General features: G+C 40.6%; 18 protein-coding genes. 10 read left to right on the top strand and 8 right to left on the bottom strand.

The features are described from left to right. Entirely contained in the window at window positions 1-1602 is a 1602-nt protein-coding gene (locus tag PVK62_RS05160) for a methyl-accepting chemotaxis protein (RefSeq protein ID WP_274442458.1), read from the bottom strand. A 120-nt stretch (window positions 1603-1722) separates the two neighbouring features. Here PVK62_RS05160 and PVK62_RS05155 point away from each other — a divergent pair, with 120 nt between their 5' ends. Continuing rightward, window positions 1723-2484 carry a potassium channel family protein gene (locus PVK62_RS05155; protein WP_274442456.1) on the top strand — a complete coding sequence of 254 codons (762 nt, stop codon included), beginning with the start codon at window positions 1723-1725 and terminating at the stop codon, window positions 2482-2484. Window positions 2485-2548: 64 nt separating this feature from the next. Here the strand turns inward: PVK62_RS05155 and PVK62_RS05150 are convergent, their stop codons facing one another. Further along, a complete protein-coding gene (locus PVK62_RS05150; protein ID WP_274442455.1) occupies window positions 2549-4066 on the bottom strand; it encodes a CYTH and CHAD domain-containing protein in 1518 nt (505 codons plus the stop codon). 186 nt (window positions 4067-4252) lie between these two features. Here PVK62_RS05150 and PVK62_RS05145 point away from each other — a divergent pair, with 186 nt between their 5' ends. The 3 genes from PVK62_RS05145 (at window position 4253) to PVK62_RS05135 (ending at window position 7023) form a co-directional block, all read left to right on the top strand. Beyond that, window positions 4253-4933 carry a TIGR00153 family protein gene (locus PVK62_RS05145; RefSeq protein ID WP_130043936.1) on the top strand — a complete coding sequence of 227 codons (681 nt, stop codon included), beginning with the start codon at window positions 4253-4255 and terminating at the stop codon, window positions 4931-4933. 27 nt (window positions 4934-4960) lie between these two features. Further along, the gene (locus PVK62_RS05140; protein WP_274442454.1) at window positions 4961-6247 is read left to right on the top strand and encodes an inorganic phosphate transporter; all 1287 of its coding nucleotides are present in this window, start codon (window positions 4961-4963) and stop codon (window positions 6245-6247) included. A 164-nt stretch (window positions 6248-6411) separates the two neighbouring features. After that, a complete protein-coding gene (locus PVK62_RS05135) occupies window positions 6412-7023 on the top strand; it encodes a TIGR04211 family SH3 domain-containing protein (protein WP_274442453.1) in 612 nt (203 codons plus the stop codon). 86 nt (window positions 7024-7109) lie between these two features. Here the strand turns inward: PVK62_RS05135 and PVK62_RS05130 are convergent, their stop codons facing one another. After that, window positions 7110-7802, bottom strand: a complete 693-nt coding sequence (locus PVK62_RS05130) for a general secretion pathway protein GspB (protein WP_274442452.1) — start codon at window positions 7800-7802, stop codon at window positions 7110-7112. Further along, window positions 7803-9353, bottom strand: a complete 1551-nt coding sequence (locus PVK62_RS05125) for an AAA family ATPase (RefSeq protein WP_274442451.1) — start codon at window positions 9351-9353, stop codon at window positions 7803-7805. A gap of 139 nt (window positions 9354-9492) precedes the next feature. Between PVK62_RS05125 and PVK62_RS05120 the strand changes: the two genes are divergently transcribed. Further along, window positions 9493-10716: a multifunctional CCA addition/repair protein gene (locus PVK62_RS05120; RefSeq protein WP_274442449.1), complete on the top strand. Its 1224-nt coding sequence runs from the start codon at window positions 9493-9495 to the stop codon at window positions 10714-10716. Window positions 10717-10903: 187 nt separating this feature from the next. Here PVK62_RS05120 and PVK62_RS05115 read toward each other — a convergent pair whose 3' ends face one another. Genes PVK62_RS05115 through folB form a run of 3 tightly spaced genes read right to left on the bottom strand, consistent with a single transcriptional unit; the run spans window position 10904 to window position 12555 of the window. Next, a complete protein-coding gene (locus PVK62_RS05115) occupies window positions 10904-11707 on the bottom strand; it encodes an undecaprenyl-diphosphate phosphatase (RefSeq protein ID WP_274442447.1) in 804 nt (267 codons plus the stop codon). A gap of 9 nt (window positions 11708-11716) precedes the next feature. After that, window positions 11717-12205: a 2-amino-4-hydroxy-6-hydroxymethyldihydropteridine diphosphokinase gene (gene folK, locus PVK62_RS05110; RefSeq protein WP_274442445.1), complete on the bottom strand. Its 489-nt coding sequence runs from the start codon at window positions 12203-12205 to the stop codon at window positions 11717-11719. Further along, the gene (gene folB, locus PVK62_RS05105; RefSeq protein ID WP_274442444.1) at window positions 12202-12555 is read right to left on the bottom strand and encodes a bifunctional dihydroneopterin aldolase/7,8-dihydroneopterin epimerase; all 354 of its coding nucleotides are present in this window, start codon (window positions 12553-12555) and stop codon (window positions 12202-12204) included. The genes folK and folB overlap by 4 nt, the downstream gene beginning before the upstream one ends. A gap of 145 nt (window positions 12556-12700) precedes the next feature. Between folB and plsY the strand changes: the two genes are divergently transcribed. Further along, window positions 12701-13297, top strand: coding sequence for a glycerol-3-phosphate 1-O-acyltransferase PlsY (gene plsY, locus PVK62_RS05100; RefSeq protein WP_274442443.1), 597 nt, complete (start codon window positions 12701-12703; stop codon window positions 13295-13297). A gap of 59 nt (window positions 13298-13356) precedes the next feature. Here the strand turns inward: plsY and tsaD are convergent, their stop codons facing one another. Further along, entirely contained in the window at window positions 13357-14376 is a 1020-nt protein-coding gene (tsaD, locus tag PVK62_RS05095) for a tRNA (adenosine(37)-N6)-threonylcarbamoyltransferase complex transferase subunit TsaD (RefSeq protein WP_274442442.1), read from the bottom strand. Between the two features lie 227 nt (window positions 14377-14603). On the opposite strand from tsaD, the gene rpsU reads away from it, so the two are divergent. From rpsU to rpoD, 4 genes are all read left to right on the top strand, one after another. Next, window positions 14604-14819: a 30S ribosomal protein S21 gene (rpsU, locus tag PVK62_RS05090; RefSeq protein ID WP_005421025.1), complete on the top strand. Its 216-nt coding sequence runs from the start codon at window positions 14604-14606 to the stop codon at window positions 14817-14819. A 26-nt stretch (window positions 14820-14845) separates the two neighbouring features. After that, a complete protein-coding gene (locus tag PVK62_RS05085; RefSeq protein ID WP_274442436.1) occupies window positions 14846-15289 on the top strand; it encodes a GatB/YqeY domain-containing protein in 444 nt (147 codons plus the stop codon). A gap of 77 nt (window positions 15290-15366) precedes the next feature. Next, window positions 15367-17127, top strand: coding sequence for a DNA primase (gene dnaG, locus PVK62_RS05080; protein ID WP_274442434.1), 1761 nt, complete (start codon window positions 15367-15369; stop codon window positions 17125-17127). 98 nt (window positions 17128-17225) lie between these two features. Continuing rightward, complete coding sequence (rpoD, locus tag PVK62_RS05075; RefSeq protein ID WP_443111761.1) at window positions 17226-19067, top strand: RNA polymerase sigma factor RpoD; 1842 nt, start codon at window positions 17226-17228, stop codon at window positions 19065-19067. The last annotated feature ends 68 nt before the right edge of the window (window positions 19068-19135 follow it).

The raw sequence follows: 19135 nt of genomic DNA, 5'->3' as shown, positions 1-19135 counted from the left end.
TTAAATTTTGAAGACTTTCATCTTCGCTTCTAACTCTTCTGCATTTTTTTGCATCTCTTCTGAGGTTTCTGTCAATTCGGTCATTACGACCACAGAAGCCTCAACCAACTCTCTTACATTGGTTAGATTCTGGTCCATCTCTTCTGCCACCGAGCTTTGTTGTTCAGCAGCGCTTGCGATTTGGAAGTTCATTTCATTAATATGATTCACTTGATTTACAATGCTGTCTAGCTCAGAACCGGCATTAGTGACAAGCTCTACGCCTTCTGCCGCCTCAACAACACTTTTTTCCATTAGCTCAACCGCTTGATTCGCACTGTTTTGTAACTGAGTGATCATCTCTTGAATTTCAACCGTTGCCCCTTGTGTACTCTGTGCTAAGTTTCTTACTTCATCGGCAACAACCGCAAAACCTCGCCCAGCCTCCCCGGCACGAGCGGCTTCAATCGCCGCATTCAACGCAAGTAAATTTGTTTGCTCAGAAATACCGCGAATCGTTTCAACAACTGAACTGATCGACATGACTCTTTCTTCAACTTGATTTACCACTTCAGCAGACGCCGCAATATCACCTGATAGCGCTTGGATCTTCACGATAGTTCCTTCAACAAACTCTTGACCAACTTTCGCTTGTACTTGAGCCTGTTCAGTTCCCGTTGATGCATTACGAGCATTATCCGCTACATTTTGCACGGTTGAATTCATTTCGCTCATCGCTGTTGCTAATTGATCAATTTCAGCAAACTCTTCTTGAGCCGCTTCTTTTGTGCCTTCCATACTGATCGTCATCACTTCAGTTAAACTAGCTAACTCTTGAGATGCTGATAATTGAGTTTCCACCACCGATTTAAGCTGAAGGCGAGTTTTATTTAGCTCTCTTGCTAAATCACCAAATTCATCTTTACAGTTCATTTCAACAGGTTCAGAAAGGTTTTGAGCGGCTATCTGTTTCATTGAAGTGTTTAAATACTTCATTTGACGCAACATAATGCTTGAAGCACCTAATAAAATAACCATGAAAGCGACAATCATGACTATCGTCTGCCAAATCACTTGATATAGGTAATCTTGATAATACTGCTCTGCACCGTCTGAGCTTTGAGAGGCAACCACCACCCAGTTATGATTAGGCACTTTCACTGCAAATTCATAACGAGAATTATCATTCATCGAATACGCTTGCTGAGAAGATAAGCTACCAATAAGCTGTTTTAATGAAGCTCCGCCATCCAGAGATCCCGTAAGTGAAGATAGGGACTGACTTGATTTATGACCGAATACTTGGCCACTATCACGATCAATCACATAGATATAATTGCCTTGAGACCACGCTTTTGATTGAACACTGATGGCTTCACCAGCCAATTCTTTACCATTAGGCTTATGATTTAAAATTCCATTAATCACTTCTGCATTAGCAATGGCGGACTCTTGAGCTTTTTCTTTCTGAATAGCAATGACTGATTGGTAAAAGGTATTTGCATCCCACAACTGCTTGGTTACTAACAGTGCTGTACTAAATACCATTAAAATGACCAATTTTGGCACTAATTTAATATCAGTGACTAGCCTTTCCCATGGCCTAAACGTTATTGCTGACATAGTCTTTCCCCACTACCTTTCAGAATCGATTTTTTTAGTGCATGATTGATGATTAATAGCTGCAATCATTATCTAAACACTCTTCAATATTATATCAACGGATACCCATAAATAATTAGTATGAATCATAACAAAATTGACCTTAACCCCATGAGCTTAATGTCGCTGATACTGTCCTTTTTATCACTAATTGTGATCTCAAGCCTATTGTTTGTACCGCTAGATCACGCCAGTCGTACCATGTTAATCACACTCGACACCATTATCTGTGCTCTCTTTCTCTTTCAGCTCAGCCTTGATCTGTTTCGTAGTAAGCACCGTCCCCAATATTTAAAAGAACACTGGATCGATTTCGTAGCAAGCATTCCAATCATTGAACCCATTCGTTATGCTCGCATTTTTCATATTTTACGTATTTTTCGCTTACTTCGTTCTAGTCAGTCTGTATTAAAGCAGATCCAATCCAATCGAAAAGAAGCCACTATTGCCTCTATTTTAGTTTTAATGGTGACTTTAATTTCTTTAGGCTCTGTTTTTATGCTGATGTTTGAAGGTTCAAATCCTGATGCCAACATACATACCGCAGGAGATGCAATATGGTGGGCCTTTGTCACTATATCAACCGTTGGTTATGGCGATCACTATCCTGTCACTGTTGCAGGCAAAGTTTTAGCGGTGTTGATTATTTTATCTGGCGTGGGGATTTTCGGTATGATCTCAGGCTTGATAACCTCAATTATTACCGAGCCAGCAAAAAATGAAGAGCGCAAGAACAAGCAAAAAGAAAAACAGCGTCGAGATGAGAAATTAAACTTACTTTTACAGCAGCAAAGTGAGATCCTAAAAAGATTAGAATCCATTGAGAATAAAAAAGAGAAGTAATTACACCAAAATAGTTCAATCACTTCTCTTTTATTATCTAAAGTAATGCTGGCAGTATGAACAACTATTGCCAGTAAGGGGGGTATTCTAATCCCGCTTGGCGAGTTTGCTCCATTGCATGTAAAATTGAACGTTCTTGCCTTAGTAACCAGCGCTCTAACTGCTCTCGCTCTTCAGCATCATCGAGTAACTGAACACGAGTTCGTACAGGCTCTAAACTCATTAAATCATCAATGCCTTGCAAAAGATCAAGCCAAGGTAAGCGGAAACCTTTTCTTCGAACGTTATCATAAATAAGCGCAAAGCAGGTTCCTGTCATTAAATTACGACGTAAACGCATTTTTAATTTAAAGTAATCAGTCGGTAATAGCTGATTGGATACAGAGAAGGCCTCATCTAACGCTTCCCAAGTTCGGTCCAGTAATACACCAGAGTGACCGTCTATTGGTTCTTGTAATTGCTGGCGCTTTTTATCATCCAAAAAAGGCTGCCAATCTCGCGTTAAAATCCAACGACTCAAATCAAGCAGCAGTCCACAGTAACGAGATGAGACTAATAACATCATCATCTCTTCTGTATTCGGCAGTGATTTCTCACTTTCTTTCAGACTGGCTACCAAGAATTTACGCGCATCTAGCTTTCGTAATACATGCCCTTTTTCTTCAATTAAATAAGCTAAGTGGTCTGATTCATCAAGCCAATGCAACTCTTCTTCTAACCATTTAAGCTCTTGACGTAGTCGTTCACTCGCACGCTTTGGTACCATTTCGCCAAAAACTAAAAATATTTGACGTAAAAATGCGATCGCGATACGAATTTCTTGTAGCGCTAATTGGTTTTGAGTATCGATGTAAATTTGTTCATGATAATGCCAATGAGAAAGCGCATATTCCAACGAATTAACAAAACATGTCTCTACACTATCTGTCGACTCTGTTTTTACCAATGAGAGTGGTTTTACTTTATCTGCAGGTGCGTTCATTGCTAAACGGTAACCTTTTGCAGCTTTACTTTGGTTACCTAAACGCATCCCACCAGAGCTACATAAATCCCTAGCCAGAGTAAATAACGCATCTGTTTGGCCTGATTTTAATTCTAACTCAACTTCACAGATCGGCGTCGTACGATCGCCTGCAATGACTTCTCCTTGATCAAATGCCAATTCAATTTCACTGCCATCAGGCATTTCAATTAGCCATTGCTTACGAACAAAATTCGTTGAAAACAAAGGAGCTAGTTGTGATTGAAGGTCCGATAAAGCAATATCACTAGGCCAAGCGTCTTGAGGGTGTAAATAAACATTAGGCACATCACAGTCATGTTCTGCATTGTATTCTGGACGCTGGTGCAATCCTGCTACCACACGACCTGCCGTTTTTAATGTTTGTGTACGTTCATCATTACATCGACGAATGCGCAATCCAGTATCACTCTTTCGAAGATGCTGTTCAGGAGTGTCAAAATAGATGTTTCCTAAATTTAAGCAACTATGCTCAATGACTTTTGCACCTGATATTTTGTCTATAATTATGTCAACAAACTCAGGGAAAACAAAAAATTTTAGTTCGATTTCAGTTTCCATAATGACCTCATAACCGTTGTCTTTCCAAGGATATGGCTTAAACTGTTCGGTATCAAGCTAGAAATAACGCCCAAACCATGATCTAAAGTAGTTTTATTGATAGTGGGATTGGGTTAACATTCGCGCCTTTGTGGCCATCGTCTAACAATTCATCATTAGGTGTTTGTTTTATTAGGTTAAGAAACCATGCCAGTAAATACTATTATGGGGTTATTCGCCAAGTCCCCAATGAAACCTTTGCAGCGTCATGTTGTTTGTGTCAATGAATGCTGCTCACTTCTTGTTCCGTTTTTCGAAACGTGCGCAAAAGGTGACTGGGAAAAAGCGAATGAACTTCGAGCGCAAATTTCTCATTTAGAGAAAGAAGCGGACGTTCTAAAGCGTGAAATTCGTTTAAAACTTCCTCGTGGGTTGTTCATGCCTGTTGATCGTACCGACATGCTCGGTCTGTTAACTCAGCAAGATAAACTCGCAAACCTGGCTAAAGACATCGCAGGTCGCGTTGTTGGTCGTCAACTTGAAATTCCAAGCTCTATGCAGGATGCATTTTTAGCTTATGTTCAACGCTGTTTAGATGCGGCTAATCAAGCGCAAGAAGTAATCAGCGAATTGGATGAGCTATTGGAAACCGGCTTTAAGGGACGAGAAGTCACTTTGGTTGCTGAGATGATCAATAAGTTAGACATCATTGAAGATGATACTGACGAATTGCAAATTCAACTGCGCCAGCAACTCATGAGCATCGAGCACAAGTACAATCCGATCGATGTTATGTTCCTTTATAAAATTCTTGAGTGGGTTGGTGGCATTGCTGACCAAGCACAGCGTGTGGGTTCTCGTTTAGAACTCATGCTATCTCGCTCATAAGTTTCTGATTCAGTAACAGGTAATACAATGGATATTCTTGCTAACTACGGCACGACCCTTATTTTAGTTGCGGCCTTCTTCGGCTTCCTTATGGCGATTGGTATTGGTGCAAATGATGTTGCCAATGCGATGGGCACCTCAGTTGGGTCTAAAGCACTAACAGTAAAACAAGCGATCATCATTGCAATGATCTTCGAATTTGCAGGGGCATACCTTGCAGGTGGTGAAGTTACAGATACAATTCGTAAAGGGGTAATTGATACCTCTCTTTTCGCCCATCAGCCTGAAGTATTAGTGTACGGCATGATGTCTGCACTTCTTGCAGCAGGTACTTGGTTATTACTTGCGTCTTACATGGGCTGGCCGGTATCAACAACTCACTCTATCATCGGTGCAATCATCGGTTTTGCGTGTGTTGCAGTAGGTACTGAAGCGGTTGATTGGAACTCAGTTCAAGGTATCGTAGGGAGCTGGTTAATCACCCCTCTCATATCTGGTATTTTTGCTTACATGATCTTTATCAGTGCTCAACGACTGATATTTGATACTGATAAGCCGCTAATGAATGCTAAGCGTTTTGTTCCAGTATACATGTTCATCACCACTATGGTTATTGCTCTTGTTACTATCAAGAAAGGTCTAAAACACGTTGGTCTACATTTAAGTAATGGCGAAGCATGGGTTGCCTCTGCAGGCGTATCAGCATTAGTAATGATTGGTGGCTATCTGTATATTTCTCGTAAATTTGCAAATACGGTAAACGATGAGAAAGACAGCCGTGGTTTTACTGGCGTAGAAAGTATCTTCAGTACATTAATGGTTATTACCGCGTGTGCTATGGCATTTGCTCATGGTTCTAACGATGTTGCTAATGCGATTGGTCCACTGTCTGCTGTTGTTTCAACGGTTGAACATATGGGTGAAATCACAACGAAAAGTACCATTGCTTGGTGGATCCTTCCTCTAGGTGGTATTGGTATTGTTGTTGGTCTTGCAACATTAGGTCATAAAGTAATGGCTACCGTTGGTACAGGTATTACTGAACTAACACCAAGCCGCGGCTTTGCTGCGCAGTTAGCAACCGCTTCTACTGTGGTATTAGCATCAGGTACTGGTCTTCCAATCTCAACGACACAAACGTTGGTTGGTGCTGTACTAGGTGTAGGTTTTGCTCGTGGTATTGGTGCGCTAAACTTAGGTGTTGTACGTAATATCGTGGCATCTTGGGTTGTGACCCTACCAGCAGGTGCATTGCTAGCCGTAGTTTTCTACTACGCAATGCAAGCAATCTTCGGTATTGGCATTAGCGCATAAGCTTAATCAATTTTGAAACAATTGCACAAAGAGGAGAGTAAAATCTCCTCTTTTCTTGCATCTGGACCCAAATATTTTTAGTATCTATACTTTCGTTTGAATCGATGATAATGCATAAATTAATGTGTAACGGTTCAGGATCCATTTTTCAAAGGAATATTATTGTGAAGCATTTTATTAGCCTAATTTTACTCGCTTGGGCTATTGCTGCGCCAGCGCAAGCCCAAACTCGTTATATTTCTGATAACCTGTTTACGTACATGCACTCAGGTCCAAGTAATCAATACAAAATCATTGGCAGTGTAAACGCGGGTGAGCGCATTACTTTATTAAGCAGCAGCAAAAACTCTAGTTTCACACAAATTGTTGATACTAAAGGTCGTAAGGGCTGGGTTGAAAGTAAATTTATTTCTCGCCAAGCTGGTCTAGGTGAGCGTTTACCAAAAGTTGAGGCTGAACTTACTTCAGTGAAAACACAACTGGCTAATGCTCGTAAAGCAGCGAATGATGAGAAAGCAGGGTTAGCAAATAGCCTGACTCAACGTAACCAACAAATGCAAGATTTAGAGCAAAGCTACAGCGATGTAAATAATCAATTGGTTAGCTCTCAGTCTGAAATTCGTGAATTACGCGCTAAACTAGATACACAAAAAGAAGATTTATTGCTGAAGTACTTCATGTACGGCGGTGGTGTTGCTGGTATTGGTCTACTATTTGGCCTTCTACTTCCTCACATGATCCCAAGCCGTAAAAAGAAACAAAACGGTTGGTCTTAATCATTATTGATGGCTAATCAATAAACCATATATACAAAAAAGCTCAGACTTATCTGAGCTTTTTTTATACCGATTAAAAATAGTGATTACCCTTTCCATTCATACAGAGCCGGGATCCCTATCTTTTGGCCTTTGAAGTCAATCACTACATTTCTTGGGTTTATTTCTAATAATGTAATTCCATTTGAAATATGCCCACCAAGATTCACTTCTTTACCATTCACTTTTACCCAGCGGAGACTTGGTTTGGACGTGTAATTATGAGTTTGAAAATTAAGCGCGGGTAACTGTCCTGAAAATTGAGTGCCTTTTTTATCTAACTCAACATAAGGGGAATCGCCATACTTAGCGGACTCATTCTCGTACTGTTCTTCAATCTCTGACGGCTCATTTAAAATAGATGTAAATCGCGCAGCCAGTTCCGGTGATAAACCTGATAAATCTAAATTATCAATATCTAGAGGCTCTTGGTTTTGTTCAGCGGTAAGTTTCTCAATGTCATTGTTATCTTTTGAATTCGAAACGCCTCCAAACTCCTCTATTGAATTCATATTTTCCGCAGGCTCTTTCAAACGATTTAAAGACAACTCTGTCGCATGTAGCGGTAATTTCTTTGTATCTAGAGTTGGTAATGATAATACCGTATAGGTCGGCTTATAAGGTTCTAACTCTTGTTGAGACGCCTTGTAGTAAGGCAATGAAAGATAGCTAGATACCACCAAGGGAGGAAGTACTACGATTGAGCCTAACACCCATAAAGGTAAGCGAGAAGACGACATTTACTTATCTCCTTGAAGCAAAGGCGCATCAATATTAACCACACTGTCTAACCACATTAAGGTACTTGATCCGACAACGCCATCGGTAGCTAACCCAAATATTTCTTGGAATTCTTTCACTTGTTGTTCTGTCTCTTGATTAAATTTGTCTGAATCACTAAACGGTTGTTCCAATGCAAAAGACAGTAAACGATTCAACTCTAGGATCGCTTTTCCTTTATCACCACGCTTCATCGCTCGTTCAGTAATGATTGGTTTTTTCCATAACTGGATATAAGCGCCATTCCAATACTGCTCAAACCATTGATGAGAAACTTCAACATGTTGAGACGGTAAAAGTAACTCCACTCCTTTAGAGTGAACACGATAAACGAGTGCTAGTAAGTCCTCACCCGTTTGTTGTTGTAACCAAACCACCGCAGGTCTATTAATCGCTAATAAATCACTCAAGCTGCCATTACTATCTAAACAATATAGTTGCGCCCTTTTTGCATTAGTACAATTTGCTTGGAATTCATTTACCGAATAACCCCATACCGATAATAACGACTGAAAAGCCTCTGATTGCGAGGAAAAACCCTCTAATGGCATCTCAATAGTCGGCTCTATAATTGGATAGTGAGCATCTAAATATCGAGGTAAAACATGATAACTTCCCACACTCAACACCAACGATAGCCCTATCGCAATCATCGTTGGAGCCCATAATGCAGGCTTTTTATCTCTTACCCCGTCGGTTTCAACCTGCCACTCTAGCACTAATTCACAAGCTCGAACGACAGCTTGATTGCCTACACTCGGTTTACCCTTTTGGTAGCTAATCCACAACGCTTTATCACACAGTAGATTAATCACACGAGGGATACCGCTAGAATGGAGAGCAATCTTCTTTATCACAGAAGACGGGAACAGTGACAGCTCTCCGCCTGCAATCGTCAAACGGTGCTGTATATAGGATTCAATCTCTTGAGGCGTTAAAGGTAATAAATGATATCGTGCCGTAATACGTTGTGCGAGCTGACGTAAATTCGTTTGCTGTAACTTTTGTTGTAACTCAGGTTGGCCAATCAATAACACTTTTAATAACTTATCACTGTCTGTTTCAAAGTTAGTCAGTAATCGTAATTGCTCTAAAACATCCGGCCCCAAATGTTGCGCTTCATCAATAGCAACAATAGTCTGAAAACCTTTCTCTCGCTCTGCTTTAAGAAAATGAACAATATTGTCTGTTAGCTGTTTTAACGATGCATTTTCAGAATAAGAAACCTCAAATTCATCACAGATCGCCTCCAATAACTCTTGAGCACTGAACATAGGATTCAAAATTAAAGCAAGATGCACATTACTTTCTAATTGAGAGAATAGTGCGCGTGATACGGTCGTCTTACCCGTACCTACCTCTCCGGTTAATAATGCAAACCCACCGCCTTCTCCTAATCCCGACAATAAATAATTAAGCGCCTCTTTATGACGTTCGCTCAAATAAAGAAAACGCGCATTAGGTGTCATTGAAAACGGGAGCTCATTAAAGCCAAAAAAATCTTGGTACATAAGAATTCTGTTTGTCCTATCAGGGGAATTCCAAGAATAAATATGGAATAAAAAGTCGAAAAGCTATGATTGCACGGTATCATTGGTACTAAGAAAGTAAAGAAAGTTCTCTTTATCTTGGCTACGAGTAGGGCAAAACGTGAATATTTATTTAGTTGGTGGTGCAGTTCGAGATTCACTTCTCAATATTGATGTAAAAGATAAAGACTGGGTTGTCGTTGGATCTACCCCTAACGAGATGGGCTCACTTGGTTATCAAGCCGTTGGTCAAGATTTTCCTGTCTTTCTACACCCAAAAACTAAAGAAGAATATGCACTAGCAAGAACAGAGCGCAAAAGTGGTCAAGGTTATAAAGGATTTACCTGTTATGCCGAGCCAGATGTCACTTTAGAAGAGGACTTACTGCGCCGTGACCTTACCATTAATGCTATTGCCCAATCCAATAATGGTGAATTGATTGACCCTTATAATGGGCAAGATGATGTAAATAATCGCCTACTACGCCACGTATCTAATGCCTTTGTCGAAGACCCATTACGCGTACTACGTGTCGCTCGATTTGCCGCTCGTTTTCATTATCTTGATTTTACTATTGCACCTGAAACAATGACATTAATGAAAACCTTAGTAGAAAGCGGAGAGTTGGCTCACCTAACACCAGAGCGCGTATGGCAAGAATGGGAAAAATCTCTATCTAGTCAGCATCCTGAGATTTTTCTTTCAATATTAAAAGAGTGTGGCGCCTTAGCTGTTGTATTACCAGAGTTGGATGCATTGTTCGGTGTACCACAACCAGAAAAATGGCATCCTGAAATTGATACCGGGATCCACACTCTAATGGTTACTCAACAGGCCGCATTATTAAGCCACGATTTGCCTATTCGTTTTGCCGCTCAAGTACACGATCTAGGAAAAGGCATTACACCAGAATCAGAGTGGCCAAGTCATAAAATGCATTGTCATACCGGTATTAAACTCATTAAAACGCTCTGTGCACGAGTTAAAGTACCCAACGAGTACCGAGACTTAGCGTTACTGGTTTGTGAGCACCACACTAACATCCATCGAGCACCTGAGCTTCGTGCTCAAACCTTTATTAAAATACTCGATAAAATGGATGTATGGCGTAAACCAGAGCGCTTAGAACCTATCTTACTCTGCTGCCAAGCGGATCATGCGGGCCGATTAGGATTAGAGTCCATTCCATACCCACAAAAAGCACGTTTTAAAATGGCGTTTGATGCAGCAAAAAGTGTGGAAGTAAAAGAAGTGGTTGCTGCTGGATTTAAAGGGGCTGAGATTAGAGAAGAGTTGAGTAAAAGACGAGTTGAAGCAGTGAAGAGTAAGTTAGATATCAAATAAGCTATACGCTAACTAGAACGCTTCGCTCTAGAAACTATAAAAGCAAAAGCTAAGGTTTCAGGTTTCAGGTTTCAGGAAGATCAAAACCGAGTACACCTGAAACCTGTAAGCGTAGCGTCCTGAAGCCTAGAAAATTGCCACTCTAGCCATACTGCTCTTATCGTTTCTAGTTTCTAGTTTCTAGTTTCTAAGCAAAGCTTAACCACATAAGTAAACTCGTACCTAATAGTAAGCGATAGATAACAAACGGCGTCATTCCCATACTTGAAATTAGCTTCAAGAAAAAATGAATACAGATATAAGCACTAATAAAAGAAACCACAATACCGGTACTTAATAGACCTAAGTTAATAGCAATACCACTCAGTGCTAATTTAAGGCCAAGGTAAGAACCTGCAAGAATAATGATGGGGATCGACATTAGAAACGAAAAACGAGCCGCCGCTTCACGAGTAAAACCTAGATAAAGAGCAGCAGTAATCGTAATACCAGAACGAGAAGTGCCTGGGATCATCGCCATTGCTTGAGCTACACCTAAAAATAACGCCTTTTTCCACGTCATCTCATATTCACCTTTCACTCGTTCTGAGTTTTTATCAACCCACCAAAGCAATAAGCCAAATACGATCGTTGTCGTTGCAATAACCCATGCACTACGTAAATAGATCTCAATAAAATCTTTAAGCAACAGGCCACAAAGTGCTGCTGGAATGGTTGCTAATATAATCAACCAAGCCAGTTTAGATTCTTTATTGTGTTCTTTTTTAGTAATCGAGCCTACCCACGCCGTTAATAACGTCACGACTTCTTTTCTAAAATAGATAATAACCGCCGCTAATGTTCCAACATGAACAGCGACATCAAAGGCTAAGCCTTGATCAGACCATCCAAGAACTGCCGAAGGAAGTATAAGGTGGGCAGAACTTGAAATAGGTAAAAACTCAGTAAACCCTTGCAACAAAGCAAGAAAAAAAGCGTCAAAGTACGTCATGATAGTCCATTAGAATGTTAAATTTAATAAAGCAGGTTTTAGCGATTGAGAATAAGGGAACTCTGCCCATATTTCACTGATGGTACGTTGTGTGCTGGGAATAATAAGATCTGGATTCAATTCCACCATAGGTAAAATAGCAAACGCGAACTTAAAAAGATCCTCTCTCGGTAACTGAGGATCTGATCCCGAAACTAAATCGCCGTACAAAAGAATATCCAGATCTAATGTTCGATCTTGATTCTTCTGTGCATTAGGCTCTCTGCCCCATTTAATTTCGATTGCACGCAATAGTGAACCTAATTCAGTCAATGAATGAGCAACGTTTAATTCCACCACTAAATTAAAAAAATTATGGCTTGAAAATCCAACAGGCTCCGCTTCATAAACCGTCGAAATCTTGGTAACGTCACCTAAAGATTTTAATTCATCAATTGCTATTTTTACGTGTTTTTCAGGGGCAATATTGGAACCAACGCCAATATAGGTGGTGATCATTTGCTTCCTCGCTCAATCACAACCCCAACACTGTGTGCATTTACCACTGCACCTGGTTTAGATAAATGAATGCGGATCCAAGGCACTGAAAAACGAGTCATAATAAGCTCTGCGATCTCTTCTGCAACACGCTCAACCAATAAGAAGCGACCGTTTTGAATATGAGCCGTCACCGCCTCACTCACGTCTGCATAATTTAAACAATGTTGAACATCATCAGATGCCGCTGCGGGTTGATTGTCATGAGCCATATCAATATCTAATACGAGCTTTTGTTTAATGCCCTGTTCCCACTCATAAACGCCAATGGTTGTAATAACTTCAAGCTGTTTTATAAATACTAAATCCATCTTTGATCACACTTTTTATTAAGAGGTCGGATACCCATTAAAAGAAAAACAACGTAATATTGATATTACCTTGCTCAATATGCTGAGCAATATACTATAAAAATGATTTTTGATCGCTTCTGTTCACCTAAATAAAGGCTCATTCATGACCCCTCTTGCACTAATTATGATCATCATCGCCTATCTTCTAGGATCGATCTCTAGTGCGGTTTTAATTTGTCGATTAAAAGGCTTACCCGACCCAAGAAATTCAGGCTCCCATAACCCTGGGGCGACCAATGTCTTTCGTCTTGGTGGTAAAGGAGCGGCAGGGTTAGTTCTACTTTGCGATATTTTAAAAGGAATGTTACCAGTATGGGGAGGCTACTTTCTTGAAATTAATCCTCTACTATTAGGCATCATTGCAATTTCAGCCTGCTTAGGTCACATGTACCCGCTATTTTTTCACTTTAAAGGTGGAAAAGGGGTGGCAACCGCTCTTGGGGCTTTAGCTCCGATAGGGTTAGATTTAACTGGAATGTTATTTGGTAGTTGGGTTATCACAGTATTGGTGACTGGGTATTCTTCTTTAGCATCAATGATTACCGCTCTACTTGCTCCTTTATTCACTTGGTTAGTAAAGCCCCAATACACCCTTCCTGTTGCTATGCTTTCTTGCTTAATCGTCCTAAAACATCACGAGAATATTCGTCGATTTTTTGCAGGTAAAGAGAAGAAAATTTGGCAAAGAAAAAGGGACTAATTTAGTCCCTTTTATTTAATAAATAAGCCAAAATCATTGACGATCTTGGTTAATCACGGTTATTTTGCAATCGGTTTAAGCTGATCGATAGGCCAACGTGGCTTAGCTTGAACCGCTAAATCGGTTGTCTCACCATTCTTCAAACGTTGCATACCAGCATAAGCAATCATGGCACCGTTGTCGGTACAAAATTCAGTTCGAGGATAAAACACCTCACCACCAATTTTTTTCATCATCGTTTCTAGCTCTTGACGAAGGTAAGTATTCGCACTTACCCCACCCGCCATCACTAAACGTTTCATACCCGTTTGCTTTAATGCACGACGACATTTAATTGCTAAGGTATCCGCCACCGCTTCTTGGAAAGCAAACGCAATATCTGCACGAGTTTGCAAATCATCATCGTTAGCACGAATGGTGTTTGCGGCAAATGTTTTGAGACCAGAGAAGCTAAAATCTAAACCAGGACGATCCGTCATTGGACGAGGGAATTTAAAACGACCTTTAGTGCCACTCTCTGCTAATTTTGATAGCAAAGGACCACCAGGATAATCAAGCCCCATTAATTTAGCTGTTTTATCAAATGCTTCACCAGCGGCATCATCTACAGATTCACCAAGAATTTGATATTCACCAATGCCTTTTACTTCAACCATCATGGTGTGGCCGCCTGATACAAGTAGCGCTACAAACGGAAATGCAGGTGGCTCATCTTCAAGCATTGGCGCAAGTAAATGGCCTTCCATGTGATGAACAGGAATCGCAGGAACATCCCACGCATACGCAATACTGCGGCCAATCGTTGAACCTACTAATAATGCACCAACTAAACCTGGGCCTGCCGTATAAGCAATGCCGTCGATATCGTCTTTAGTCATGCCCGCATCATTTAACGCTGCTTGGATTAATGGAATTGTCTTTTTAACATGGTCACGAGAGGCCAATTCAGGGACAACACCACCGTAATCTGCGTGCAGTTTTACTTGGCTATAAAGTTGATGAGCTAATAGCCCTTTTTCATCATCATAAATCGCAACACCCGTTTCATCACACGAGGTTTCAATGCCTAAAATTCGCATATTTTTCTCAGTTACCTGTTAATTTAACGCCATATTACCTACATCACTAAGCTACCTCAAGCGACGTGATGACTAGAGAAGCTAAAATAAACAAAGAAATTACTCAATTCTTAATCAAGAATGCTTTACAAAACGCCTCTATCGGATTAAAATTCGGCACCAATTTGAATAATAGCTGGTTAATTATAACTACCAGCGAATTGACTAACACCTGAGGTGAAAGGCATATGCCAGTAGTTAAAGTACGTGAAAACGAACCGTTCGACGTTGCACTACGTCGTTTCAAGCGCTCTTGCGAAAAAGCAGGTATTCTTTCTGAAGTTCGCCGTCGTGAGCATTACGAAAAACCTACTACAGTACGTAAACGCGCTAAAGCAGCAGCTCAAAAGCGTCACGCTAAGAAGTTGTCTCGCGAAAACGCACGTCGCGTTCGCCTGTACTAATAACTTACCTAATTTAGGACTAAGTTATGGCTCTAATTGAAAAACTCAAAGACGAGCAAAAGTTAGCGATGAAAGCCAAGGATAAAATACGCCTTGGCACAATTCGTTTAGCTCTATCTGAAATTAAACAACGTGAAATCGATGGTCATACTACTTTGTCTGACGATGATATCATTGCTGTTTTAACAAAGATGGTTAAACAACGTCGTGATTCAGTATCGCAGTTCACTGCTGCTGGTCGTGATGATCTTGCTGATAAAGAGAGTGCTGAAATTTTAGTGCTTGATGACTTTATGCCGCAAGCACTAACTGATGAAGAAGTTGCTAAGTTATTAGACGAAGCAATTATTGAATCTGGTGCTGCTGGAATGCAAGATATGGGCAAGGTGATGGGCGTGTTAAAACCTCAAATCCAAGGCCGCGCTGACATGGGTAAAGTAAGCCAATTAGTTAAATCTAAACTGGCTTAATAATACTCTATTTATAAAACAAGCCGTGCTATCTTTGATATGCACGGCTTGTTTGTATCTACAGGAAAAGAAAAAAGATGTCTGGACATATCCCTCGCAGTTTTATTGATGAGCTTTTAAATCGACACGATATTGTCGATATCATTGACACAAGAGTAAAACTGAAAAAACAAGGGAAGAACTACGGCGCTTGCTGTCCATTCCATAATGAAAAATCCCCTTCTTTTTCTGTTAGCCAAGAAAAACAGTTTTATCACTGCTTTGGCTGTGGTGTTCATGGTAATGCCATTGACTTCCTCATGGAGTTTGACCGTTTAGAATTCGTCGAAGCCATTGAAGAACTCGCCTCTATGCTTGGTCTTGATGTTCCTCGAGAACAACGTAGTGGCTTTAACGCTCCTTCAGGTCCAACGGCCAATTCAGAACAGAAACGAAGCCTATATGATTTAATGGGCGGTATTAGTCAATTTTATTGCTCCCAATTAAAATCAGCCGCAAATATCCATGCTATCAACTACCTTAAAGATCGTGGCCTTTCTGGAGAAATAGTTCAGAAATTTGGTATCGGTTATGTGGCTGATGAGTGGGAATTAGTCAAAAATAACTTTGGCCGAGACAAAACATCACAAGATGCTTTAGTCAACGGTGGGATGTTAATTGAAAGCGATAATGGCCGTCGTTATGACCGTTTTCGTGGTCGAGTCATGTTCCCTATTAGAGATCGTCGAGGTCGCGTTATCGGCTTTGGTGGCCGCGTAATTGGTGAAGGCACTCCCAAATATTTAAATTCACCTGAAACTCCTATTTTCCATAAAGGCAAAGAGCTTTATGGTTTATATGAAGCACTGCAAGCATATAAAGATTTACCCCAAGCTCTCGTTGTTGAAGGCTATATGGATGTCGTGGCTTTAGCGCAGTTTGGCGTAGATTACGCTGTTGCCTCTCTAGGTACAGCAACGACAGGCGATCATATGCAACTTCTCTTTCGCCAAACAAGCACCGTCGTGTGTTGTTATGATGGTGACCGAGCAGGTCGAGAGGCTGCATGGCGAGCAATGGAACAAGCACTGCCATACCTAAATGATGGTCGACAATTAAAATTCATGTTTTTACCTGACGGTGAAGATCCTGACACCTACATTCGCCAGCACGGTAAAGTGGCCTTTGAGCAAGCCGTAACTCAAGCAGAATCATTAATTGATTTTATGTTTAGAACGTTGGTCGATCAGATAGATACGAGCAGTCGAGAAGGAAAAGCGAAGTTAACAACACTTGCCGTTCCTCTAATCGATAAAGTGCCAGGTGGGACTCTACGTCTTTATTTACGTGAGCAACTTGGCAAAACGCTCGGAATTATGGATGAAAGCCAATTACAACAACTAATATCTAAGCAAGGTGCTTCAGAAACAAAACGCCAAGCTCAACCAGAGATGAAGCGTACAGCCATGCGTGAAGTGATCACCTTACTGTTACAAAATCCAAATTTGGCGCAATTAGTCCCAGATTTAAGCAGTGTTCAAGACATTCCACTGCCTGGCTTAAGTTTATTTCTACAATTACTTGAAAATTGCAGACATAATCCCCATATCTCTACAGGCCAATTATTAGAATATTGGCGTGGGGATAAAAGTGAAAAACTATTATCGCGCTTGGCAGTATGGGAATTACCCATAGATCAAGACAATACCCAAGATGTATTTATGGATTCACTGGACAATGTTTTGGCTCAGTGTATCAATCAACAAATTGAAAGTTTACAGACGAGAGAAAGAACGCTTGGCTTATCAGTCGAAGAAAAGCGGGAGCTGCTAGCCTTAATGCTAGAATTAAAAGCATAGAATCCCTGCATCGTCATCAACACATAAATTTGTTATTATTAATGGTTTGCATTTCGCATACTAATTCCTTCACACAGACCAGAAGTAGGATACCGTCTATGGATCAAAATCCGCAGTCACAGCTAAAATTACTTGTAATCAAAGGCAAGGAACAAGGCTATCTGACCTACGCAGAAGTTAACGATCACCTACCAGAAGAAATTGTAGATTCTGAGCAGGTTGAAGATATTATCCAAATGATCAATGACATGGGCATCAAAGTGGTAGAAACCGCACCTGATGCTGATGATATGTCATTGAATGATGATGATGCCGTAACTGATGAAGATGCAGCAGAAGCAGCTGCAGCCGCACTATCAAGTGTAGAAAGTGAAATTGGCCGTACAACGGATCCTGTTCGCATGTATATGCGTGAAATGGGTACTGTTGAACTTCTTACCCGTGAAGGCGAAATTGACATCGCTAAACGTATTGAAGAAGGTATTAATGAAGTTCAGTGTTCTGTTGCTGAATTCCCTGGCGCAATTTCATACCTATTAGAACAGTTTGATAAAGTTCAAGCCGAAGAGATCCGACTTACTGATATCATTTCTGGTTTTGTTGATCCTAATGATGATGGTTCAGCAGCACCAACAGCGACTCACATCGGCTCTGAACTGAGCGAATCTGATCTTGAAGATGAAGACGAAGATACTGAAGATGATGAAGACGAGGAAGAAGAAGATGTAGGTATTGACCCAGAGCTTGCTTTGGAGAAATTCACAGAGCTTCGTACGTCTTACCACAACATGCAACTTGCTTTTGAAGAACATGGTCGTGATAACGCAAAAGCACGCGTAGCGATTGGCGAGTTAACGGATGTATTCCGTGAATTTAAACTGATCCCTAAACAGTTTGATTACCTAGTTCGTGAAATGCGCGGCAGCATGGATCGTGTTCGTACACAAGAACGTTTAATTATGCGTATGTGTGTTGAATACGGAAAAATGCCTAAAAAATCATTCATTTCTCTTTTCTCTGGTAATGAATCTTCTGATGAATGGTTCAACGAAATCATCGCCTCTGACAAACCATACGTGGAGCGTCTAAAGCGTTACGAAGAAGATATCCGCCGTTCAATTAAAAAAATTGACAGCATTGAGAAAGAAACAGGATTACCCGTTCTAAATATCAAAGACATCAGCCGTCGCATGTCTATCGGTGAAGCAAAAGCTCGTCGTGCGAAAAAAGAAATGGTTGAAGCAAACTTACGTCTTGTTATCTCTATTGCTAAAAAATACACCAACCGTGGTCTACAATTCTTGGATCTTATTCAGGAAGGTAACATCGGTCTGATGAAAGCTGTAGATAAATTTGAATACCGTCGTGGTTACAAATTCTCTACTTATGCGACATGGTGGATCCGTCAAGCGATCACTCGTTCAATTGCCGACCAAGCACGTACAATCCGTATTCCAGTTCACATGATCGAAACGATCAACAAACTGAATCGTATTTCGCGTCAAATGCTACAAGAAATGGGCCGTGAACCATTACCAGAAGAACTTGCTGAACGCATGCAAATGCCAGAAGACAAGATCCGTAAGGTTCTGAAAATCGCTAAAGAGCCTATTTCAATGGAAACTCCTATCGGTGATGATGAAGATTCGCACCTAGGTGATTTCATCGAGGATAATACCCTTGAACTTCCAGTTGACTCTGCAACTTCAACAAGCTTGAAATTTGCAACTAACGACGTTCTTGCTGGCCTAACGCCTCGTGAAGCAAAAGTACTTCGTATGCGTTTTGGTATTGATATGAATACCGACCATACTCTTGAAGAAGTGGGTAAACAATTTGACGTAACGCGTGAACGTATTCGTCAAATCGAAGCAAAAGCACTTCGTAAACTGCGTCACCCAAGTCGTTCAGAAGTATTACGTAGCTTCTTAGACGAATAATTAAACATAATTATTTGTTAATAGAATCAAAAAGGTGAGCTTAAGCTCACCTTTTTTCGATCTATATG

This window comes from Aliivibrio sp. S3MY1 (assembly GCF_028765575.1).
In the GTDB taxonomy this organism is placed as follows: Bacteria; Pseudomonadota; Gammaproteobacteria; order Enterobacterales; family Vibrionaceae; genus Aliivibrio.
The sequence above is the reverse complement of the archived record's forward strand: the minus strand, read 5'-3'. Positions and strand labels throughout refer to the sequence as shown.